The 22,032-nt window shown below is 49.9% G+C and carries 15 protein-coding genes, 2 tRNA genes and 2 pseudogenes; 11 read left to right on the top strand and 8 right to left on the bottom strand.

Going from position 1 to position 22,032, the window contains the following annotated elements; all coding sequences use genetic code 11:
* The first annotated feature begins 89 nt into the window (after positions 1-89).
* From BN1936_RS09410 to BN1936_RS09390, 5 genes are all read left to right on the top strand, one after another.
* Positions 90-165: transfer RNA gene (locus BN1936_RS09410), tRNA-Arg, on the top strand.
* Between the two features lie 524 nt (positions 166-689).
* The gene (gene folE, locus BN1936_RS09405) at positions 690-1,379 is read left to right on the top strand and encodes a GTP cyclohydrolase I (protein ID WP_022444400.1); all 690 of its coding nucleotides are present in this window, start codon (positions 690-692) and stop codon (positions 1,377-1,379) included.
* Positions 1,380-1,558: 179 nt separating this feature from the next.
* A complete protein-coding gene (locus BN1936_RS09400) occupies positions 1,559-3,532 on the top strand; it encodes a DNA topoisomerase IV subunit B (RefSeq protein ID WP_022444401.1) in 1,974 nt (657 codons plus the stop codon).
* A gap of 191 nt (positions 3,533-3,723) precedes the next feature.
* Positions 3,724-6,108: a DNA topoisomerase IV subunit A gene (gene parC / locus BN1936_RS09395; protein WP_082164598.1), complete on the top strand. Its 2,385-nt coding sequence runs from the start codon at positions 3,724-3,726 to the stop codon at positions 6,106-6,108.
* Between the two features lie 147 nt (positions 6,109-6,255).
* Entirely contained in the window at positions 6,256-8,142 is a 1,887-nt protein-coding gene (locus BN1936_RS09390; RefSeq protein WP_022444403.1) for a histidine kinase, read from the top strand.
* Here BN1936_RS09390 and gluQRS read toward each other — a convergent pair.
* The 7 genes from gluQRS to fdxA all read right to left on the bottom strand — a co-directional run bounded on the left by gluQRS (position 8,139) and on the right by fdxA (position 13,511).
* On the bottom strand, positions 8,139-9,017 hold the full coding sequence (gene gluQRS, locus BN1936_RS09385) for a tRNA glutamyl-Q(34) synthetase GluQRS (RefSeq protein WP_022444404.1): 879 nt from the start codon (positions 9,015-9,017) through the stop codon (positions 8,139-8,141). The genes BN1936_RS09390 and gluQRS overlap by 4 nt on opposite strands.
* 11 nt (positions 9,018-9,028) lie before the next feature.
* Positions 9,029-9,439, bottom strand: a complete 411-nt coding sequence (locus tag BN1936_RS09380) for a hypothetical protein (RefSeq protein ID WP_022444405.1) — start codon at positions 9,437-9,439, stop codon at positions 9,029-9,031.
* Between the two features lie 20 nt (positions 9,440-9,459).
* Complete coding sequence (locus BN1936_RS09375; protein WP_022444406.1) at positions 9,460-10,458, bottom strand: asparaginase; 999 nt, start codon at positions 10,456-10,458, stop codon at positions 9,460-9,462.
* 29 nt (positions 10,459-10,487) lie between these two features.
* On the bottom strand, positions 10,488-11,690 hold the full coding sequence (locus tag BN1936_RS09370; protein WP_022444407.1) for an aminotransferase-like domain-containing protein: 1,203 nt from the start codon (positions 11,688-11,690) through the stop codon (positions 10,488-10,490).
* Between the two features lie 140 nt (positions 11,691-11,830).
* Positions 11,831-12,556: an endonuclease III gene (gene nth, locus BN1936_RS09365; RefSeq protein ID WP_022444408.1), complete on the bottom strand. Its 726-nt coding sequence runs from the start codon at positions 12,554-12,556 to the stop codon at positions 11,831-11,833.
* Positions 12,557-12,586: 30 nt separating this feature from the next.
* Positions 12,587-13,180, bottom strand: coding sequence for an RnfABCDGE type electron transport complex subunit B (locus BN1936_RS09360; protein WP_049687247.1), 594 nt, complete (start codon positions 13,178-13,180; stop codon positions 12,587-12,589).
* A gap of 7 nt (positions 13,181-13,187) precedes the next feature.
* Positions 13,188-13,511 carry a ferredoxin FdxA gene (fdxA, locus tag BN1936_RS09355; protein ID WP_022444410.1) on the bottom strand — a complete coding sequence of 108 codons (324 nt, stop codon included), beginning with the start codon at positions 13,509-13,511 and terminating at the stop codon, positions 13,188-13,190.
* A 298-nt stretch (positions 13,512-13,809) separates the two neighbouring features.
* Between fdxA and BN1936_RS09350 the strand changes: the two genes are divergently transcribed.
* The 5 genes and pseudogenes from BN1936_RS09350 (at position 13,810) to BN1936_RS09330 (ending at position 19,117) form a co-directional block, all read left to right on the top strand.
* Positions 13,810-13,900 (top strand) — tRNA-Ser (locus BN1936_RS09350).
* Positions 13,901-14,694: 794 nt separating this feature from the next.
* Positions 14,695-14,955: a hypothetical protein gene (locus BN1936_RS09340; protein WP_049687245.1), complete on the top strand. Its 261-nt coding sequence runs from the start codon at positions 14,695-14,697 to the stop codon at positions 14,953-14,955.
* A 578-nt stretch (positions 14,956-15,533) separates the two neighbouring features.
* Positions 15,534-15,638, top strand: a pseudogene (locus BN1936_RS11960) (IS3 family transposase); the annotation flags it as partial.
* Between the two features lie 572 nt (positions 15,639-16,210).
* Positions 16,211-17,410 (top strand): hypothetical protein, encoded by a 1,200-nt coding sequence (locus BN1936_RS09335; protein WP_049687244.1) that lies wholly within the window; start codon positions 16,211-16,213, stop codon positions 17,408-17,410.
* A 3-nt stretch (positions 17,411-17,413) separates the two neighbouring features.
* Positions 17,414-19,117 carry a succinate dehydrogenase iron-sulfur protein gene (locus BN1936_RS09330; protein WP_022443764.1) on the top strand — a complete coding sequence of 568 codons (1,704 nt, stop codon included), beginning with the start codon at positions 17,414-17,416 and terminating at the stop codon, positions 19,115-19,117.
* 801 nt (positions 19,118-19,918) lie between these two features.
* Here BN1936_RS09330 and BN1936_RS11970 read toward each other — a convergent pair.
* Positions 19,919-20,881, bottom strand: a pseudogene (locus tag BN1936_RS11970) (IS30 family transposase).
* A gap of 471 nt (positions 20,882-21,352) precedes the next feature.
* Between BN1936_RS11970 and BN1936_RS09320 the strand changes: the two are divergent.
* Entirely contained in the window at positions 21,353-22,021 is a 669-nt protein-coding gene (locus BN1936_RS09320) for a ribulose-phosphate 3-epimerase (protein WP_022444734.1), read from the top strand.
* The last annotated feature ends 11 nt before the right edge of the window (positions 22,022-22,032 follow it).

Here is a 22,032-nt window from a genome sequence, read left to right as displayed (position 1 = left end):
GAAGGCGGTTAAATCCGGTGTGTCGCGGAAAAACCTTTTTTTGGCTACAATGTCACCCCTGTTCCCGGATACTGTCCGGGAACCCTGGTGTCCCCGTAGTTCAACTGGATAGAACGAGCCCCTCCTAAGGGTTAGATCCGAGTTCGAGTCTCAGCGGGGGCACCATTTTTTTATCCGAACAATTCCAACCGGGTAAAAATTAAAGCGTTTTCGTAAGGTTTAAACGCTGCTCTGTGATGACGTCTCAACGTACTGTAAGAAAGAGATAGAACCAGGATATTTGCCTGACAGCCTTCACTTCAGCTTGTGGCTGAGGTAAGATATCCGACCGGCTGAGAATGACGGTACTGGCAAGAACAGAGACGTCTAAGACGTCTCAACCGACATTCTGTCGGCAGAGAGGTATGAACATTTTTGGGATTTATCCGTAAGTTCTTGATTTTTTACACCTCAGAATCTCAGCGGATGGTACTGCCAATAATCCAGTAACCGAATGATAAGGTTCTGGATTTTTTCATTTTTGCAATACACCAAGAAGAAAATTCCGAGCCTGCTGATACCTTTGTCTCAGGCGGCATGTGAATTTCCGAAATCCACTAATCTTCTCAGATTGGTGCTCCCGCTGAGCGCCAAAACCGATTCGAACTGAATCAGTATCTGCGACTCGTCTATCAATAAAGGTAAGAAGGATGGAAAAAGGCATCAATCAGGAAAAGCCGATTTCAAGCGTGATTCGTGAACGCATCAGGGAGGCAGGCGCGCCCTTTGCCGCGAACGACAATATCGCGCAGTACATCCGCGAAGGTGAAATGCCGCAGCTCGAGGCAGAGCTCGAGGAGAAAATCCAGGGCGTGCTCGAAACCCTCCTTATTGATACAGAGAACGATCACAACACGCGTGAGACCGCTCACCGCGTGGCGAAGATGTATCTCGGCGAAGTCTTTTCCGGCCGTTATACGGAGCGCCCCCGGATCACCGAGTTCCCGAACGTGAAGCAGCTGAACCAGATCTACACGGTCGGACCGATTGCGATCCGGAGCGCCTGCTCGCATCACCTTGTTCCGATCATGGGACAGTGCTGGATCGGTGTGATTCCGTCAGACCACGTGATCGGCATTTCCAAGTTCTCGCGTCTCGCGAACTGGATCTTCTCCCGCCCGCAGATTCAGGAAGAGGCGACGGTGCAGCTCGCCGACGAACTCGAACGACTCATCAAGCCGTATGGCCTCGCGGTCATCGTGAAAGCGAAGCATGAGTGCATGTCGTGGCGCGGCGTAAAAGAGCATGACTGCGCGATGACGACCTCTGTCATGCGGGGTTATTTCCTCAAGAACACCGCGACCCGGCTTGAGTTCCTTTCCCTCATCAAGGACCTCTGAGACCGCGCTATCAGGCGTCTCCGCCTGATAGGCTTTCTGACTCCGAAGGCGTCAGGCAAAGGTCTTGCGGTAATATTGAACGTCTCAGATGCCTGAGAACCCGTTCCGGGTTCCCAGGCTGCTTCCTATTGTCACCTGAAGAATGGGCCGGATCCCGTTCTTCCCCTTTCAGAGAAAACATGGCAACACGCAAACAAGCTGGCAGCTACGTAGAGTCGAGCGTCCGGGTCCTGAAGGGGCTCGAACCGGTGAAAGAAAGACCGGGGATGTATACCCTCACCTGCGACCCGCTTCATATTATTCAGGAAGTGGTCGATAACTCGAGTGACGAAGTGCTCGCCGGGTTTGGGTCAAAAATTGAGGTGTGGCTGCATCCGGATAATTCGGTAACGGTTGAGGATAACGGCCGCGGCATTCCAGTCGGCATGCATCCGACTGAGAAGCAGCCGGTGGTGCAACTGGTCTTTACGTCGCTCCACGCGGGCGGCAAGTTTGATAAGGCGTCAGGCGGCGCGTACGCGTTTTCAGGCGGTCTCCACGGTGTCGGTGTTTCGGTGACCAACGCGCTTGCCACCCGTATGGAAGTGGTGGTCTGGCGTGACGGGCTTGAAAGCCGGATTACCTTTAAGGATGGGTTTGTTGATGAGCCGCTCGCCTCCAGGAAGAGCCCGAGGCGTAAGAGCGAGACCGGGACCCGGGTAACCGCCTGGCCGGATCCGAAATACTTTGATTCTCCCGCGATCCCGGTGTCACAGCTCGTGCGGCTGCTCCGCTCGAAAGCTGTTCTGATGCCGGGATGCGAAGTGATCTTCCATAACGAGATTGCCGGAACCGATCAGCGCTGGCTTTACGAAGGGGGGCTCGGCGAATATCTGGCGTCTGAAATGGCGTTTCCGCCCGCGGTGCCCGCGTTTGAGGCGGAAGGGTTTGCCGGTCCTGATACCGAGGCTTTTTCAGAAGGCGAAGGTGCCTCCTGGGTGGTCGCGTGGACAGAGGAAGGCCCGCTTGTCCGTGAGTCCTATGTGAACCTCATCCCAACCCCTTCAGGCGGCACGCATGAATACGGGTTGAAAGACGGTCTCTTTCAGGCGATGAAGAACTTCATCGACGCGCATCAGCTCGCGGTGAAGGGAGTGAAGTTTCTCGCGGAAGACGTCTTTTCCCGCGCGTCCTATGTGCTTTCCTGCAAGATGCTGGATCCTCAGTTCCAGGGACAGACGAAGGATAAGCTGACGAGCCGCGACGCGCTGAAACTCGTGAGCGCCTTTGTGACGCCGCAGTTTGAGTTCTGGCTGAATGACCACGTGGAAGAGGGGAAGAAGCTCGCTGAGCTCGTGATTCACCAGGCGCAGAAGCGTCAGCAGTCTGCGCCGAAGATTGACCGGAAGAAGGGCTCAAGCGTCGCGGTGCTCCCGGGGAAACTCACGGATTGTGAGAGCTCGGATATCACGAGGAACGAACTCTATCTCGTGGAAGGTGACTCCGCCGGAGGCTCCGCGAAGGTGGGCCGCGATAAGGAATTCCAGGCCGTGCTTCCGCTTCGGGGAAAGATTCTGAACACCTGGGAAGTGTCACCGACGAGACTCTTCTCAAGCCAGGTGATTCATGACATCGCGACCGCGATTGGCGTGAACCCGCATAAGAAAGCGTCTGACGCGGATCTCTCACACCTCCGCTACGGCAAGATCTGCATTCTTGCTGACGCGGACGTCGATGGGTCTCATATTCAGGTGCTTCTTCTCACGCTTTTCTTCCGGCATTTCCCGGGACTTGTTGAGGCAGGGCACGTATATGTGGCCATGCCGCCGCTCTTCCGTGTGGATGTGCCGGCGAGGGGACGCCGCCCGATGCGGCGGATCTACTGCCTGGATGACCGGGAACTCGCCCGGACGCAGCAGAAGCTCGCGAAGGAAAAGATCAATCCTGAGGATCTCACCATTGCTCGATTCAAGGGCCTGGGTGAGATGAGCGCGGCGGAACTCGGAGAAACCGCCCTGAACCCGGATACCCGCTGCCTCCTTCCGATCTCCTGGGGTGAAGTCGACAAGGCTCAGACCGAAAGCGTGATGACCATGCTGATGGGGCATAAGGAATCGGGAGCCCGGAGAACGTGGCTTGAACGCTATGGTGACCGGGCCCGCGCGGACATCTGATAAACAAGGAACAGCACTGAATGACGAAGAAAGACATGAATCCGGAAGACGGCGCGACAGAATCCCTGTTTGCGGATGGTGAGGAACAGGATTCTGAAGAGATGGAAGCCGTGGACGAAGATGGGAACGAAGTTGACACGGATACCGGGAATGAACCCGAAACCGCTGAGGAAACGTCTGCCCTGCAGCTGATGGGACAGTTCCTCGGCGAGGACGAGACAGACGAAAAGGATGAGGGGAAGCTGACGCTTGCCCGGTTCGCGAGCCGCGCGTATCTCGATTACGCCATTTCGGTGGTGACTGACCGCGCGCTCCCGAATGTCTGCGACGGGCAGAAGCCTGTGCAGCGCCGAATCCTCTTCGATATGGCGAAGGAGCTCCATCTTTCCGCTGACAAGAATTATGTAAAGTCCGCCCGAGTGGTCGGCGATGTGCTCGGTAAATTCCATCCGCACGGTGATCAGTCGGCGTACGACGCCATGGTCCGCATGGCGCAGCCTTTCAGCCTTCGGTATCCGCTTGTGGACGGTCACGGAAACTTCGGAAGCCGTGACGGTGACGGTCCGGCTGCCATGCGCTACACGGAAGCCCGCCTCACGAAGATTTCCGAACTGCTGCTTTCCGAAATCGATCTCGGCACGGTGGACTTCATCCCGAATTACGACGGGGCGTTCAAGGAGCCGGCAGTGCTCCCGGCGCGTCTCCCGTTTGTGCTGCTGAATGGCGCGAGCGGCATCGCGGTCGGTATGGCAACCGAGATTCCGCCGCATAACCTCCGGGAAGTGGCGGCGGCCTGCGAGCTGCTTCTTGAGAAGCCTGACGCGACGCTGGATGACGTGCTCGCGGTGCTCCCCGCTCCTGACTATCCGGGCGGCGGTCAGATTATTTCCTCTCCCTCGGTGATCCGGGAAACGTACCGGACCGGCCGCGGCACGCTTCGTGTCCGCGCCCGCTATGAGTTTGAGGAGATGTCGCATAACCAGTGGCGTCTCATTGTGACGGAGCTTCCGCCTCAGACCTCGACCGCTCAGGTGCTTTCTGAAATCGAGACGATCACGAACCCGCGCCCGAAGGCCGGGAAGAAGACGCTGACTCCGGAGCAGCAGCAGACAAAGAGTGCGATGCTCGCGCTCCTTTCGCACGTCCGTGATGAGTCCGATAAAAACGTGCCGGTGCGGCTCGTTTTTGAGCCGAAGACATCAAAGGTCGATCGGAACGCCTTTATCGCATCGCTCTTCTCGCAGACGAGTCTCGAGAGCAACGCGCCGATGAATCTCGTGATGATCGGGAGTGACGGGAAACCCCGCCAGAAGCCGCTTCTCGAGATTCTTTCCGAGTGGGTGGCGTTCCGAGTGGCGACGGTCCGCCGCAGAACGGAAGCGCGCCTCGCGAAGGTGCAGGACCGGATCCATATTCTCGAAGGCCGCGCCATCGCGCTGCTTCACGTGGATGAAGTGATCGCGGTGATCCGAGAGAGCGATGAACCGAAGCCCGAACTGATGCGACGCTTCAGCCTCTCCGAGCGTCAGGCTGAGGACATTCTGGAAATCAAGCTGCGGCAGCTCTCCCGGCTGTCCGAGGCTCAGATCAAGTCTGAGCTTGAGTCCTGCCGGGATGAAGAGAAGAGTCTGACGCGGCTTCTCTCGTCTGACCGGCGTCTTGCCACCGCGGTGGCGCGCGAAATCGAGTCTGACGCGAAGACCTATGGGGATGACCGCAGGACGCTTGTCGAAGAGGCGGCTCCGCTTCAGGCCGCGCCTCAGGTGCTCGATGAGCCGGTCACGATTGTCTTCTCCGAGAAGGGCTTTATCCGAACCCGGTCCGGGCATGGGCATGATATTTCGCTCATGAATTACAAGATCGGTGACGGACCTGGACGTTCGATCGAATGCCGGAGCACGGAGACGCTCATTCTGATTTCGAGTTCCGGGCGCTCCTACTCGATCGCCGTGTCGGCGCTTCCCGGGTCGCGCGGCGACGGGCTTCCGCTTACGAGCTTTATCGATCTTGAGCCGGGAACCGAGATTGTCGGTATCTTCTGCGGTCCGGCCGATCAGAAGATGTTCCTCGCCGGAACGAAGGGATACGGCTTTATTTCTAAGCTTGGTGATATGCCGGCGCGTGTCCGGAGCGGCAAATCCTTTGTCCGCGTGGACGAAGGGCGGGCACTGGAACCCGTGCCGATCAAGACGGAGGACGAATTTATCGCGGTGCTTTCCGAGCACGGCAGACTTCTTGTCTTCCCGATCTCCGAAATGCGGATGCTGCCTTCCGGCGGTCTCGGCGTTTCCCTGATGGGGCTTGAGCCGGATGAGAAGATTGTCGCGGCTATCCCGATTACCGCCTCCGGTGTCGCAGTGATCGGCGAGGGCCGCGCGAAGCAGCCGCGTGAAGAGACGGTGAGCGGCGCGAAGCTTGCCGAATACACGCTGCACCGGACGAGAAAGGGACGCGGTGTCTCGCCCCGCCTGATCCGGGTAACGGGGCTCCGGGCCCTGCCCGCGGGGAAGGATCCGTCTCCTGCCGTTGAAAACCTGCCCCCTGAGGATGAAGAGGGGAATGTAAGGCTCCTCTGAGCTGAACGAGAGAGGGACTAGTCCCTTTGAAGCCGTGCGGCGGAAAAATAATTATTCGCCGCGCGGCTTTTCTTTTGTATAGTATTCAGCGAATTTTTCTACAGTTATCTGCCCGGTTCAGGCAGCAAAAATCCGGAAATATTTCCTATGCAGGTTCAGAAGTTTCACAGCCTCTCGATGAGGCTTCTCGCACTCACGGCGGCGTGGGTCTCTTTTGTGGTCGGTGTTGTGGCCTATACGATGCTGCTCAGCTGGAACGCGGAGTCGTCCGCCGCCGCGCTGAACCAGGTAAACGAAATCAAGATCCACTTCCACCGCGCGAATGTCTTCACGAACACGAATTACGCGCCGGAGATGTTTGATGAGGAAATCCGGGTTTCGAACACGCTGATCAAGGGGCTTCACGATATCGATCTCTGGTCACCCTTCAAGGTGCCGAATACGCCGGATATCGAGGACTCCATCAATAAGGCGACCCAGGTCTGGGAGACTCAGGCGCGTCCGCAGCTGTTTCAGCAGCGGGAGAACGGTGCGACGATTGACACCGAGATCTTTAACTCCTACACCGGCGCTCTGAATCACCTGAAGGATCGGATTGAGGATTACCGCGTCCGGTATCTCTGGCAGATGCGGTATCTGCAGACGCTGATCATCGCGCTCGCTATTGGGAGCCTCTTCGTGATTCTTTTCCTCCTCAAGCGCTGGGTGATCCGTCCGGTGAATAAGCTCGGGGAGGTGATTGATAAGGTGCGCGCGGGAGATCTTTCCGCCCGGGTGAACGTCGGAACGAATGATGAATTCGGCCGCATCGGGGAGGGCTTCAACCGGATGGCGTCGAGGCTCGAGGATCTTTACGACAATCTGGAAGCGAAGGTCGCGGAGAAGACCGCCTCAGTGCAGGAAAAGAACACGAACCTCTCGCAGCTTTACGAGATGACGACGTTCCTCTCGCAGGCCGTGTCGATCGAAGACATGAATGAAGGCTTTATCGACCGGATCCGGAGCTACACCGGGAGCGACGCCTGCGCGGTGCGCCTGGTGGATGAGAGCGGAAAGCTTTCCATTGTGGCCTCTTCCGGACTCTCCGGGCGGTTCCTGGAACTGTCATCCCGCGAGAGCGACACGGACGCGCCGATTTACCGCGCGTATCAGAAGCCGCTTCCCACACGGTTTGATCTGCTGAAGGGAACACGTGACACCGCGAAGGAACTCGTGAAAGAGGGCTTCCAGGTGTCTTACGGGTTCCATATCCGGAATGGCCAGACAAGCCTCGGGACATTTGAGGTGTTCTTCCGCGATAACCGCGATATCGCGTCGCCCGCCTTCCGGCAGCTCGAGTCCTTCGGCACGCATCTCGGCATTGCGATTGACAATCACCGGCTGAATGAACGCGAGCGGCAGTTTGCCGTGGTTCAGGAGCGTACCTTCATGGCGCAGGGTCTGCACGACTCGATCGCCCAGACGCTTTCCTTCCTCAACATGCAGGTGCAGCTCCTTGAGTCAGCGCTCGCGGGGAACGATAAGCAGATGGTGGATGAGACCGTGAAGCAGATCAAGGCGGGTGTCCAGGAGAGCTACGAAAACGTCCGCGAGCTGCTCCTCAACTTCCGCGAGAAGATTCATAAGGAAGACTTCAAGACCGCGCTGCTCACCGTGACCCGGCGTTTTGAGGCGCAGTCAGGCGTCAGCGCCAAGGTGCAGTTCTCAGGGAACGGCCCGAATCTCACCGAGAAGCAGAAGCTCCAGGTGACCTTCATCATTCAGGAAGCGCTTTCCAACATCCGGAAGCACGCCAAAGCCTCCCAGGTTGAAGTCCGGATCACGAATAACCGCGACTTTGTGGCAAGCGTGCGGGATAACGGCGTCGGTATAGACCGGAAGCTCGCTGAGGAGCGAAAAGCCCGTCATGTGGGTCTTTCCATCATGGAAGAGCGCGCGAAGAAGATTGGGGCTGAACTCGTGATCGATTCCGAACCTGGCAAGGGCACGACGGTTGAAGTGCGGCTTCCGGAAGAAAACCGGAAGAACGACTAACGGTTTCCCCAGACTTCGCGCCAGAGCGGAAGCGCGGTGCGAAGGAAAGCGGGAACAGAATCTGCTCCGAGCGTTCCGAATCCCAGAGACCGCCAGGCACGTTCAAGTTCGATGAGGGGCGACTCCGGATCCACCGGTGTCGCCCCTCCCTGTTTGGAGAGCTTCTCACCCCGGTCGTTCAGCACAAGCGGGAGGTGAAGGTAACGCGGTGTCGGGAGTCCCAGGGCTCTCTGAAGGGCGATCTGACGCGGTGTGTTTCCATAGAGGTCTTCCCCCCGGACAATATCTGTCACCCCCTGCAGACCGTCATCCATGACGACCGCGAGCTGATAGGCGGGGAGCCCGTCAGCTCGCCAGATCACGAAGTCGCCAAGCTCTTTTTCAAGATTCTGGGAGAGTGTCCCAAGACGCCGGTCCGTAAAGGAGACTGGCTCCGAATCAACCCGGAAGCGGATGGCGCGGGGCTTACGGCCGCCAGTGCCGTTACGGCAGATCCCGGGGTAGACCGAAGGATCGCCCCCATGTATCCGATGCCACTCCGCGATATCGTGCCGCGAGCAGGCGCAGCCAAACGCTTTTCCTTCAGAAACCAGCCGGGCGGCAGTGTCCCGGTAGGCGTCAAGCCTGTCATGCTGCCAAAGCACTGGTTCATCGGACTCAAAACCGAAACGGCTGAGTGTCTCAATAATCTTCTCACCGGCACCTGGAATATCCCGCGGGGGATCGATATCCTCAATCCGGATCAGCCAGGTGCCGTCGTGCACCCGGGCATCAAGCCAGGAAGCGAGTGCGGCGAGGAGGCTCCCCGCGTGAAGGAGCCCCGTGGGGGAAGGCGCGAAGCGTCCCCGGTAAGCGGGTTTGAGAGACTCAGACATCGCGAGGTCAATTACTCAGAGACGGCTCCAAAGCGGCCGACGGCGTAAAGCATCAGGGAGCCAGACGCGACTTCAAGGGCTGACTCGAGGAGGTCATCCGCGTCCGACACCGGAATCCCGAAGTTATTCCCCTCATCCATCATGAGAACATTTTCTTCGTAGGCGGTCTTGAGATACGCCGTGATGCCGGGAGCGTTCGGCGCGATGCCAGCGTCAGAGAGGAGCAGCGCGGCAGATCCCCCGTCATCCACCTGCCAGCCGCCGATAGAAGCATCTTCAGTCACAAAGATCATCAAAGACTCTTCGGTGCCCGGATAGCGAAGGCTGGTCGTGAGAACCAGTGTGCGGTTCTCTTCATCCCACTCGGATGAGATAAGAGGGAGTGACTGCAGAATGGGGGTGAATTCACTGGGTATCGGCATGGAGAATAGTCTCGCGTCGGTTAAAACTGGAAAAAGAGTTTCTGGAGGTCTGTCCGCTTGGCTCTCGGGTTCTTAAGGAGAGCGAGCTGCAGAAGAATACGGCACTGAGCGGCAGAAAGCGCGCCGCCACAGACGAATCCGTTTTCAGCGTCGTTAATTTCTCCTGCTTCCAGCACGGGACCATAAGCGCAGCGGCTGGACCGTACGACAGCAAGTCCCGATTCCGCGGCGAGCCGCAGCGTGGGGAGGAGACCTCCGGGGATATTGCCGTCACCGAACCCTTCAATGACGAACCCCTGATAGCCGGCATCCATATAGGCGGATGCGGCAACGCCGTCACTACCAGCCCAGACCGCGATGCAGGCGATTTTGGGAAGCGAGCTCTCGCGGATTGCCCCGAGGTCCCGGAAAGATGGAAGGGATCGTTCAGGCGCGGGACTCACGCTGAAATGCGTGACACCGCCCTGCGTCCAGCCAATCGGACCTCCGAAACGGGTACTGAAGGTGTCGAGCGCCACCGTCTTTGATTTGAAGAGCCCCCGGGCAGCGAAGAGTTCCCCGTTCATTGCGGCTATGACACCATAGCGAGACGATTTGGGAGACGCGGCGGCAGAAACCGCGTTATAGAGGTTTTTAGGACCGTCAGAAGAAAGAGCGGTAGAGGGGAGCATGGCGCCCGTGATCACAACGGATTTTCCTGCCGGCACGGTGAGGCTAAGGAAGAAAGCTGTTTCTTCCATCGTGTCAGTGCCGTGCGTGATGACGAACCCATCAAACCTCTCCGCGTCCTCACGGATCGCGGAGAGAAGGGCAAGCCATACGCCTTCTGTCATGTCCTGAGAAGGGATGGAAGTGATTTCCCGCACCGTAATGTCAGCAACCTTGCTGAGCCCAGGGACTGAGCGGACGAGCTCGTCTCCAGGGACTTCCCCCGCGTGGTAGGAAGAACCGGTTTCACTCTCTCCTTTTCCCGCAATCGTGCCGCCTGTCGTCAGAATCTCAATTTTTGGCAGAGCCATGGCGTGGTGTTCCTTTTTGCTTTGAGGGATCAGAGGCGGCGGAGTTCGTCTGACACGAGAGCTGCGAGACGCTGAACACCTTCGATCGTCTTTTCCTTCGGAACAGTCACAAAGGAAAGGCGGATATGGTTCTGTTCAGGGGAATTCGGGTAGAACGCGAATCCCGGCACATAGAGGAGCTTCATCCGGAGCGCTTTGGGAAGCATGGCAAAGGTATCAATCGGCTTCGGAAGCGTAAGCCAGATAAACATGCCGCCCTCAGGTCTGGTCCAGCTGATGCCAGGGTCTTTCGGCATGAATTCAGAAAGCGCCTGCTGCATGTCGAACGAATGCTCGCGGTAGATCGCGCGGACTTCAGGGAGATGCGTTTTCAGAAGACCGCTTGCGAGCACCCGGGCTGCAACGAGCTGATTGATGCAGGGAGTGGAAAGCACGGCGTAGCTCTGGATTTTCGAGAACATCTGAATCACGTCACGCGGCGCGATGATGTAGCCAAGGCGAAGCCCCGGGGCGAGGATCTTTGAGAAGGAGCAGAGTCGGATCGTACGGTGCGGCGCCAGATTCCGGATAGAGATCGGCGGCTTCTTTTCGTACCAGAGTTCACCATACGGATCGTCTTCAACGATCCAGAAATCGTACTGCTCGGCTTTTTCAATCAGCTGCTTCCGGCGCTCAGCGCTCATTGTCTGGCCGGTCGGATTGCAGTAAGTGGCGAGCGTATAGGCAAACCGGACACCGCGCGCTTCTTCTCCGATTTCAGCAGGAGCCGCTCCTTCAGCATCAGACGGCATTTCGACGTAAGTCGGCTGAGAGAGGTTGAAAGCCTCCAGGGCGCCGATATAGGAAGGACGCTGAATCAGAATCTTTGAACCCGGGTCACAGAAAACCCGGCCGCAGAGATCAAGCGCCTGTTGACTGCCGGACGTGACAAGAATCTCGTCAGGCGACGTCGGATTTCCGCGGGAAGTTTCGTAAGCGGCGATCTGCTCACGGAGTTCCGGTTCTCCTTCCGGTCCCGAATACTGCAGAGACCGGCTCGGATAGGTCTTCAGGCACCAGTCAGAGGCTTCCCGCAGAGCTTCAACAGGGAAGCCTTCGGGGCAGGGAAGACCGCCGCCGAAAGAAATAAAATCCGGTTTTGAGCCGTCAGCGAGAATCGGTCCCAGGATGTCGTCCGCAAGGCCAAGGGCCATCTGGGAATACCTGGGCGTGAGGTGCTTCGTTCCTTCCATATATGCTGTCTCTATTTCTTTAGCCGCTAATAAACCGAGTCGAAATTCCGAGAGGAAATTTCAAAACGTAATCTACCTATGTTAGCGGAGCTGAGAGAAAGCGGAAACTGCAACCGGTCCTCAGTGATGGAGGAAAAGCGTCAGGATGACTTTTTCTTCCGGGAAGCGGAAGCGGCGCGCGGTTTCCTGCCTTCTTTTTTGGGAAGGATATGGGGAATGGGTTTCTCCTCCGGCGCGGGTGTTTTTTCGTCAAATTCGCAGAGATCCCGGATCGGGCATTCCCAGCATTTCGGATTTCTCGCGGTGCAGCAGTAGCGGCCGTGAAGAAGCAGCCAGTGGTGCGCGTTATGGAGATATTCCTTCGGGCAGACGCGGACGATAGCTTCTGATACCTCATCCGGTGTTTTTCCCGGGGCGATGCCGGTCCGGTTTGCGACGCGGAAGATATGGGTATCTACAGCAACTGTGGGGTGCCCGAACGCGACGTTAAGAACAACGTTTGCTGTCTTGTGCCCGACACCAGGAAGGGAGCAGAGCGCATCAAAGTCCTCGGGAACTTCACCGTTGAAGCGCTTGATCAGCTCGCTGCAGAGGCCAATCACGTGTTTCGCTTTGTTCCGGTAGAGACCGATCCTGTTGATATAAGGGATGAGTCCCTCTTCACCGAGCGCGAGAATCGCCTCGGGGGTGTTCGCGTGAGCGTAAAGAACCTTGGTGGCCTCATTTACGCTCTTATCGGTGGCCTGCGCGGAAAGCACCACGGCAACGAGGAGCTCAAAAGGCGTCCGATAGTTCAGTTCGCTTTTGGGATCAGGACGAAGTTCGGCGAGGCGCCTGAAAATTTCCCGGATATCGGCTGAATTCACGTGAAAGCACCTCCCGAATTTGGATGAAACCTATTTTTTGGCGGCAAGTGCGAGAATGGCTTCAATAGCCGCCTTCTTGCGGACAAGATCACCCTGACCCAGAGCCGCGTAACGGGCTTCCTGTTCCCGGGATTCTCTCTCGAGGCGGGACTTGCGGGCCTGATGACGGTCTGAAGCGTCAGACGCTTTTTCAAGCGTCCAATCTTCTCCATTTTCTACCATGCTGATACAGGCAATCGGGCAGGCGGCCTGACAGAGTGAACAGCCAGTGCAGGCATCCTCAATCACAGCGTGAAGACGCTTGGGGCCACCTGTGATCGCGTCTACCGGGCAGACCTTGCGGCAGCGGCCGCAGCCAATGCATTCGTCACCGCGGATCCGGGCAACAGCAAAGGGAAGCTCGCGTCCGTACTCAGGGTCAAGAGGCTGATAGGGCTGATGCGTGATAAGAGAAAGCGCATGAATGCCCTCATCGCCGCCTGGGGGGCAGCGGTTAATGGGAGCAAGGCCGGCAGCAACCGCTTCGGCGTATTCACGGCAGCCTGCAAAGCCGCACTGCCGGCAGAAGGTCTGCGGCAGCGCGTCGTTTATGCGGTCTGCGAGGCTCTGAGTCTTATCAGCCACCGTTCTCTTACCTCTTCAGGTACTGAAGCTTATTCGGCACGCCGGACCACTTCTCCCAGTCATCAGGAGCGGGCTTCTTGCGGGTGATGGAGGGCCACTGCTTGGAAAGCTCTGCATTGATCTGGATATATTCCTGCTGATCTTCAGGAACATCCTCTTCCGCGAAAATTGCCGCTTCCGGGCACTCCGGAATGCAGACCGCGCAGTCGATGCATTCATCAGGATCGATCACGAGGAAGTTGGGACCTTCGCGGAAAGCGTCTACAGGGCAGACGTCCACGCAATCAGTGTGCTTGCAGTTAACGCAGCCATCACAGACAACATGTGCCATGAAACAAGTACCTCTAGAGAAACAGAGTTTATGAATAGAGACGTTTTCGGCGTCTCTTTTTGTCGTAGGGGACAGTATTTTAGAAGAAAAGAAGAACGCATGACAGGATGAATAAGGATGACTTTGGGACGGTGACGGAGGTCCCTATGTCAGCAATCAAAAAAATGTTGTGGCTATGCCTTGACAATGTGATATGCATCCGTATAATTTCAAGTCTCGCTAGCCGGTAACGCTGGTTGTCCTGAAGACGTAAACCTTTATTCGGGACGGGCTTAAAAGCCTTAGTGGAACCCATCCTGGAAGGGTGGCAGAGTGGTTGAATGTACCGCCCTGGAAAGGCGGCATAGGGCCTGGCCCTATCGAGGGTTCGAATCCCTCCCCTTCCGCCAGTTGTAAGAAAGCCCCGAAGCTCATTTGAGTTTCGGGGCTTTTTGTATGTGCATTCAACACTGCGGATGTCTTGAAGAATGAATGTCCAGTTACTTACTCGTTGAGAGAAAGGGGGTTGCACTCGGCAAAACGTTTCTGGTATCAGACGATCGGGATGAGAAGCTTATAGGAAAATTAAAGTTCGACGAACGGGAAGCGATGTCTGTCAACTGAACCGACCCCCAGAAATGCGACACTTTTGAGGAGAACGTGCCATGGCAAAACCATCAAAAGAACAGCGTCTGGAGGCTCTGGCTTTGTTAGTGCCGGCAATAGCGGTGTGAGGGTCGCGCAGAAGCTGAACATCAGCTATGAACTCGTTACAGACTGGCTGCTCCGGTTCAAATTTGGCCATACGGATCGGACGGAAGAAAAGTCAAAGTATTTTTTCAACGAAGAAAAATTGCGTCTGATGAATTTGTATTTTGCGACGATGCCGGGAAGACGGAAATTCGCGGTCAAGTACAATATTCCTGATACTCTTTTTTAATCCTGGCTTTTGTCTTGTGAACGCTATGGGAGCCCGGAGAGAGCTTTTGCTGTACACCATCCGCGGGGTTGGCAAATAACTCCTGCGGTGGCTTGGATTATCAAGTCTTTGAAAGACAATCCCGACAAATCCAGGTTGGAAGCGTAGAGCGAGTGGGAGTCAACCAAAGAACGATTAATCGATGGAATCGTCGATATCGTTTATCCCGGGAACTCAGGCGGTTCATTGATAAGCTCGTGGAGAATAACTCCAAGGACGCGGCAAGTGAATGCTCTTGAGAAATCCAAAGTCCATGCTGAAGCCTTATCGAAGTTGGTTCAGGAAAAGGCAGAGGCATTACCAATGACCATGAATACCAAGGTGGACAGCATTAAACAGCTGGTAGGCTTTGGTATGTTGGTTCTAAAAGCCTGTCAGGTCTTTAACGTCTGCCGAAGGACTTATTATCGCCATTTGAAGCCAAGGGAAGAAAAGGACTCATCTCTGGTTCCGGCGATCAGGAATGAGCAAGTCCTTCACTCCTAAGCTTACGGAGCGAAACGGTTGGCCAGGTTCCTGAGTACTTGCCTGGAAACTCCGATCAATCACAAGCGTGTGCCTCGGCATATGAGAGAAAACGATCTGAATTCCCGGGTTCGGCTGCCGAGATTTAAGCGCTGCCGCCTCGAACCGAAGGTTCCAGATAGTCGGCCTTGCATCGATTAGTTAAACAGGGAGTTTTTCCCTAAGGAACCTAGGAAGAAATTGGTCACAGACATGACTTTCTTTCATGTAGAAGAAGGTTGGCTTGTTCTGTCCACGATCAAGGATCTTTGTCATTGCGTGGGATTCTGATACTGGCGCTACCAGGGAGCTGGCTGAGGCCAAACTCTTAAAGCTTGGAGGTCTTGGTCCCGCGCTTCTTCATAGTGATCAAGGTACGGTTTACGTCAGGGATCTGGAAAATCGTTGAACATTGATCTGTCCTACTCCCGCAAGGGAAATTGTTTTGACAACGCCTGCATGGAGAATTTTTATGGGCATCTGAAATCGTAAACAATCTATCAGATGCCCCAAAACAGTCGTTATGTTTCACCTAGAGACGATTTGAAGAAGATAATCGAAAATATATTCGCTGGTACAACAAGAAACGGATTCAGGAGAATTTAGGGTACCTTTCCCCTGCAAAATTCTTAAAATTTAAACAACAGGAAACTGTCGCAATTTAGGGGGGGGGGGGACGGTACAATTTTACTGGGTGGCCCCTCTTGTCCGTTGACAAAAACTTGGGAAATCCTGGTTAATGGGAGGGGAAGCAGGTTGAAAGGCGGAACTAGATACATAGCTCCGGCAATACTATAATTTTCCAGAAACTTGGTTTATATAGACTCAAAATGTGGTGATTTAATTAATGAAGCGCCCATTACTTCCACGCGAAGCGGTTGTGCGAAGTGGGGCAGTTTGCCATCAGCGTAACTCTGATAATATCAGACGCTTCACCTTGATCAGTGAACGTAGTCTTTCACAGTATGTTCATTAACTTCTCGAGGCGATAAATATAAGGTATCATACGTAATTTAAGTCATATCCGCAGATCTAGAGGTGTCAAAAAGTGAAGATAGTGATAGAAGATGCCCGTGTAAATTTTAATTTTATTAAGGTGATGCGATCGAGGAAATTAAATTAGCAAGCAAAAAATATAATTTATATAATAGCTGGTAACTGAAAGTTGAATATTACCCCCCCCTATAATTTAATACATCGTGTAAATATTATATCAAAATAATTAGGGAGAAACAAAATGTTGCAGTTTAGAAAAATACGTATAAGTTTAAGAGGTAAGGTAAAAAAAGATGAAAAATTAATATTCGCAAATGGGATTGTAAAAATTAATCTGTTTTCAAAATTAAATTTAATAGAGTTATTTATTTTTAATAATCTTGTTTATAGAAGAATAAATATTAATGGTAAAAAAATAAGACATTTTTTTAAATTTTCTTCAGTACCTGATGAAAAAAATAAAACAAATAGCAATGAATATAATATAGATTCCATTGAAAAGAAATTAAATTCTTATGAAAATAAAGTTTGTTCAAAAATAATTGAAGAATTAAGTGATATAGATTTCGACGACGCATATATTTATAAGCATCATATTGGAGAAATATACTTATATTTAAACTTACTTGATGAATATATTAAAGCGAATGGTTCAAAAAAACCTGTTGTGGTAATAAATGAAAAAAGATATATTGATTTTTATTTATTGTATGGTAAAGATAGAATTTACCGGTATATTGATTTGGTGCCTTCCGAGTTGGATAGTATAGGAAGCTCGGATATGGTCGAATATGAAGGTCATAGGATTTTTAATCCAACACCAGATAGATTTGAAAATTTCAGAAAACTAATATCGTCAGGTGAGGATGTTAACTTTTATTCTTATATAAAGTCAAGCCTTCATATAAAAAACGATAAAATAAAATTTAAAAATCCGGAATTTAGTAATTCATTAGTAAAATCTGCCAATGAAAAACTTTCAAATATCAATCTAAATAAAGACAATTTTGTATTTCTGTTTCCTGAAGCTATTACAGCAACGCAGCTAAGACCAATATTTTGGAAAACTATAGCTGAAAGAATAAAACAGAAAAATATAGATATTCTAATAAACCTAACGAAAGAAGATTTTCATTATGCGGGAATAAAAACAACGAATCTTTCACTGGCAGAGGCGATTTATGTATCTTCTAGAGCTAAGTGCATTATTGCTCTTATCAGTGGTTTGGTTGTATCTCTTTCAACTTTAAAAATCCCTAAGATTCTGCTATATACTCAACAAACACCTACTATTGGTTATAGGATGTCTTCAGAAGAAATGTTAAAAACCTACTCAATAAAAAATATCACTCCTATTGATTATCAGCTAATTCGCGAGATCGATGCTGATAAACTCTCTGAAGAAGATCTTATCGAGACTGTTCTTGAATTGGTAAAATAAAAAATGGATAATAAATCAATAATTGAGGCAATATCAGAATATCAATATGTATCGTTTGATATTTTTGATACTTTACTGATTAGATCTGTATTAAAGCCGGAAGATATATTTACAAAAATAGATGAAGATCATAAATTTGGTACACTAAATTTTAAAGAATATAGAATAAATGCTTTTATCAAAGCGTGCCAGCTATATGAAAATGAAACATGCCAGGAGGTTACCTTTGATCAAATTTATGAATGTATTGATTCTAGGTTTAAAGAATATAAAAAATTCGAATTGGAATATGAGAGTAAATGTTTATTTCCGAACAATTCCATAAAAGAAATTTATGATTACTGTAGGAAATCAAAAAAGACTATTATTTTAATATCAGATATGTATCTGCCAAAAAATGTGATATCGGAAATTTTAATAAAAAGTGGGTATAGTGATTTCAGATTATTTTTATCGTCGGAATATAAAAAACTTAAGTACACATCGGATTTATATTTAACTGTTTTGAAAGAATTGAATATTAGCTCAGATCAGATAGTTCATGTTGGTGATAATGAGCAAGTTGATTGTGTTGCAGCAGGTAGAGTAGGAATAAAATCATTAAAAATTGAAAGCTCTTATTCTATATTCTGTAATAGTGATCCATCCCTGAAATATTATCATGACAATATTATCTCTGATTTTTCTACGTCATTAATATTGGGGCTTTATGCTTGGCATAATAGAACTTTTGGTTTTAGCTATTGGGAAAAAATTGGGTACCTCTGTGGTGGACCTTTGATTGTTTCGTATCTCCAGTGGTTATTAAGACAGTCAAAGCAAGATGATATAAGTGATTTTCTTTTTGTTGCTCGAGATGGATTTGTTTTAAAGCGAGCGCTAGATTTATTAACAAAAAATAAAATAAGAACTAATTATATTTACACGCCGAGAATTATATGCTTGGCTACAGACTATAACTTTGATTTTAATGATAAAAGAAATTCATCAACAGAGGAGGAGGACTGTTATCTGACTTTTATTAACTACTATGATGAAGAAATAAAAAGAGAACTATCGATAGATGTTAGTAAATTAAACAAAGCTCAACAGATTGAACTTTTTTTAACTCATCAGGAATTTTTTAGAGATTTGGCTAAAAAAGAATTTAATAAATATTGCGATTATTTAAATTCGCTGAATATAACAGGATCAAAAGTAGCATTTGTCGATATGTCAACGAATTTTTTTACGGGGCAAAGATTAATTGAAAGAGCTTACTCTAAAAAAAATATTGATGTAATTGGTTTTTATCAGACGGTATTCAAAAACTTTAAAGTAGATAGAAATTCCCATAATTTTAGAGTTCACTCTTATCAATCTTACAATGTTCCTTTTGGCGAGTTTTTGATTACTGCACCTGAGCCTCCAATTAAATCATTGGATCGTTTTGGAGTTTTTTATCAAGATATACCTTGGCAGGAGTCTCTTAGATTCAAGGCATATCAGAGAATTTTTCGTGGCGAACTTCAGTTTGTAGAAGATTATATTAAGTTTGTAAAAGATCCACTTAATCAAAATTTATCGTCAGAGTCGTGTATTAATTTACAGAATAATTTTATTTGTAATCCCTCAAAAATTGACAAAGAAATGTTTTCTGAAATTTATTATGCGTTTGATTCAAGCCATCACAATTATCAAAAAATTTTTCCGGAGTGGTATAAATAAAACTCTAAGTTGACTTGCAGCGCCCCATTCATTGATCAGAGGACACTTTCTCTAACCTAAAATTTCTTTAGGAGGGAAGCTATGACATTCAAGAAAAAAAGAGGGAATTTTGAGAACTAGTCTTGCGACCAGAAGTACAACTAGTTTTTATTGAGAGACTTCAGGGATTATGGCTGAGAATTGAGTTCCGGAAGTTTCTCCAAATCTCGATGACTTTGGGGAGGTGATTCCATAAGAGGAGTCTCCAGTGGTTGTCTTCGGGGAAACCAGGAGCGCTGGATCGCTGAACAAAATCTGTCAATTATCAGACTGACCTATGTGTAAGGAAATAAAGTTTGCGGCAGTACGGCATATCGCCCGAGATGTTTTTTGTATGGAGATCTAAGGCGAAGAAAATTTTACCGACGTCAGAGCGCGGCGCAATTGAGAAAAGGAGGGGGAGCTTTTTAGGCAACAATAGAGTTAATGAAAATAAACTTAAAACATTTTATATAAATGATTGAGGCCAGTTATATTATTTTCTCCCGGTAAGCAAGGACTCAGATGCTGAATGTTTTGCCTATAGATTGTCCCCAAAAGATGTTGACTACTTTCTCATACAGTTTGACAAAAGGATGGATATTTCTGTCTTGTGAACCAAAGAGATTATTGCGCAGGTTCCTGAAACTGATGGCTCAAGAGTTTTTGTTGAGACCGCTCTCTTAAAGCTAACAGGTTATGATCCAGATCTTCTTATTGGGCATGGTACGGTTTACACTGATTCATACTACGGATTTGGTAAAATTTTTGAATGGTGAATTATCAAATCAAGTGAAAAGTTACTGAATAAAAGACTTCAGCTGGACACTTCCAATTGCGACGTTTTCTGGGTCTGAAGTTCAGAGCATTTAATCGTTTCTGAACTTCGCCCGAGAAATTTAATCGATACTCACTCCTTTTGGGAAAAAGTCTCTAAGAAGACTGTTGGTATTTTCATTGCTTCCCTTCTCCCATGGATGAAGAGGTAAACAGAAATACACTTTGGTTTTGAGATCTTTCTCCAGTTTTTCAGCCCAGGAAAATTCTTTTTCGCGATCTAAGGTAATCGTGCGCTAATCCTTATCTGACAGAGACGTCTCAATTACGAAAGACACATCGGCTGCACTGCAGTTTTGGAAGCGTTTTTCCCGTCACAGAGAAATCCAGATTTCCTATCGACTTGAGTCGTGAGGCAGGCTCCGCCCTTTTTCCCGATGACGGTATCGCCTTCCCAATCCCCCAGGCGAGACCTGTTCTTAGCTTCCTGGGGTCGCTCTTCAATGCTGTGAGTGATCTGGATCTTTCCTCGCCTCTCGACCAGGCCTTTACGGTGACGCGTTTTACCGTGGTGCCGCAGGTGCCGGGACATCTTTCGGCCATCCGCAAAGTGTTCCAGAAAGCCAGAATTGATTCCTCGGTAGATTGTCGTGGCGTTGATCTTTAGATTCGGCAGCTCCTTTCTGAGACGGTATTGAATCTGCTCCGGAGACCAGAATTTCTTAACCAGCAGATTTGAGACAATCCTTGTCAGCAACGAGTCAGACATTCAGAATGTTTCTCTTTCCGCAATGCTTTCTCTGCCTCTGATATCGGGCCTGCGCGACAGGGATCATAGGCAGCTGAAGCCCTATCCTGGGTCGATACAGCCTTGTTTCGCTTCAGTTTGCGGGAGATCGTAGAAACATTTTTCCCAATCGCACATGCAATTTCAGACAGGGATTTGCCTGAAATCGTTAAAGCCGAAATAAATACTCAGTCCCGAAGATGATGATGATAGTGGCTCAAGCTCCCTCTATAGTTATCTTGACAATCTCTATTATGGAAGCTTTATTGGCCACTATTTTTTTTTCAGGCTTTGCACTTGAAGTGATAATTCGCCATATTAAACTGTCCTGATCCCGCATAAGTGCTATTGTTTTAACAATGTTTGCATGGGGAATTTTTCTTGAATCGGTAATCTGAAATCGGAAAAGATCTTTCAGATTACCTAAATCAGTAGTTGCATTTTGTCAGGGACTACGTTGAAGCAGGTCATCAATAAAATATTCACTGTTGCATCAAGGAACGGATTCAGGAGGATCTAGAGGACTTTTTTCCAGGAAACATCTTAAAATCTAAATAATAGGAATTGTCGAAATTTAGGGGGAATAGTGAGTCACCCTCTAGTGAGTAGATATATAATTAAGAAAATTTATCTCTATTTATAAGGGAATGGGTATGAGTTCCACTAAAACTTTACCAAAGCTTACGGCTTCTATGATGTGTGCGGAATATGATTGCCTTAGTAGGGAAGTTAAAGAGCTTGAAGATGCGGGAATTGACAGTTTCCATATTGACATTATGGATGGAGAGTTTGTAGACAACTTTGGAATGGGATACCAGGATATGAAATTTATCACTGGCGCAACATCAAAAGAAGTTGATGTGCATCTAATGGTCAGCAAACCCCACAATTATTTAGGAATGCTATATGAAATAGGGGTTGATGCGGTATATATTCATCCTGAGTCCGATTCGGACCCGGCCACGACACTTGAAAAAATTAAAAATCATGGAATAACTACGGGTATAGCTATCAATCCGGGTACATCAATTCCTTATGTTGAGGAACTATTAAATACAGCCGACAGAGTTCTTATATTAGGGGTGAATCCGGGGCATGCCGGTAGGAGCTATCTTGATTATGTTGATGGTAAAATAGAGAGGCTACTTGAATTAAAAAATAAATATAATTATGAAATTTGGCTAGATGGTGCCGTCACAGCCGAAAGAATTAGGAGATGGTCCAGATTAGGTGTAGTAGGTTTCGTCCTAGGAACTTCTTGTTTATTTGGTAAAAATAAAACATATCTTGAATGCGTTAAGCAGATTAAATCGATTCTTTAATTGTTAGGATT

Origin of the sequence: Dakarella massiliensis (assembly GCF_001182045.1) — a bacterium.
Classification (GTDB): Bacteria; Pseudomonadota; Gammaproteobacteria; order Burkholderiales; family Burkholderiaceae_F; genus Mesosutterella; species Mesosutterella massiliensis.
This window is presented reverse-complemented; position numbering and strand designations above follow the sequence as displayed.

Bases quoted from the DNA above. Each gene is read 5' to 3' on its own strand.
- folE (WP_022444400.1), top strand. From the start codon at position 690: ATGGAAAAAGGCATCAATCAGGAAAAGCCGATTTCAAGCGTGATTCGT.
- BN1936_RS09400 (WP_022444401.1), top strand. From the start codon at position 1,559: ATGGCAACACGCAAACAAGCTGGCAGCTACGTAGAGTCGAGCGTCCGG.
- parC (WP_082164598.1), top strand. From the start codon at position 3,724: ATGGGACAGTTCCTCGGCGAGGACGAGACAGACGAAAAGGATGAGGGG.
- BN1936_RS09390 (WP_022444403.1), top strand. From the start codon at position 6,256: ATGCAGGTTCAGAAGTTTCACAGCCTCTCGATGAGGCTTCTCGCACTC.
- gluQRS (WP_022444404.1), bottom strand. From the start codon at position 9,017: ATGTCTGAGTCTCTCAAACCCGCTTACCGGGGACGCTTCGCGCCTTCC.
- BN1936_RS09380 (WP_022444405.1), bottom strand. From the start codon at position 9,439: ATGCCGATACCCAGTGAATTCACCCCCATTCTGCAGTCACTCCCTCTT.
- BN1936_RS09375 (WP_022444406.1), bottom strand. From the start codon at position 10,458: ATGGCTCTGCCAAAAATTGAGATTCTGACGACAGGCGGCACGATTGCG.
- BN1936_RS09370 (WP_022444407.1), bottom strand. From the start codon at position 11,690: ATGGAAGGAACGAAGCACCTCACGCCCAGGTATTCCCAGATGGCCCTT.
- fdxA (WP_022444410.1), bottom strand. From the start codon at position 13,511: ATGGCACATGTTGTCTGTGATGGCTGCGTTAACTGCAAGCACACTGAT.
- BN1936_RS09335 (WP_049687244.1), top strand. From the start codon at position 16,211: ATGTTGCAGTTTAGAAAAATACGTATAAGTTTAAGAGGTAAGGTAAAA.
- BN1936_RS09330 (WP_022443764.1), top strand. From the start codon at position 17,414: ATGGATAATAAATCAATAATTGAGGCAATATCAGAATATCAATATGTA.
- BN1936_RS09320 (WP_022444734.1), top strand. From the start codon at position 21,353: ATGAGTTCCACTAAAACTTTACCAAAGCTTACGGCTTCTATGATGTGT.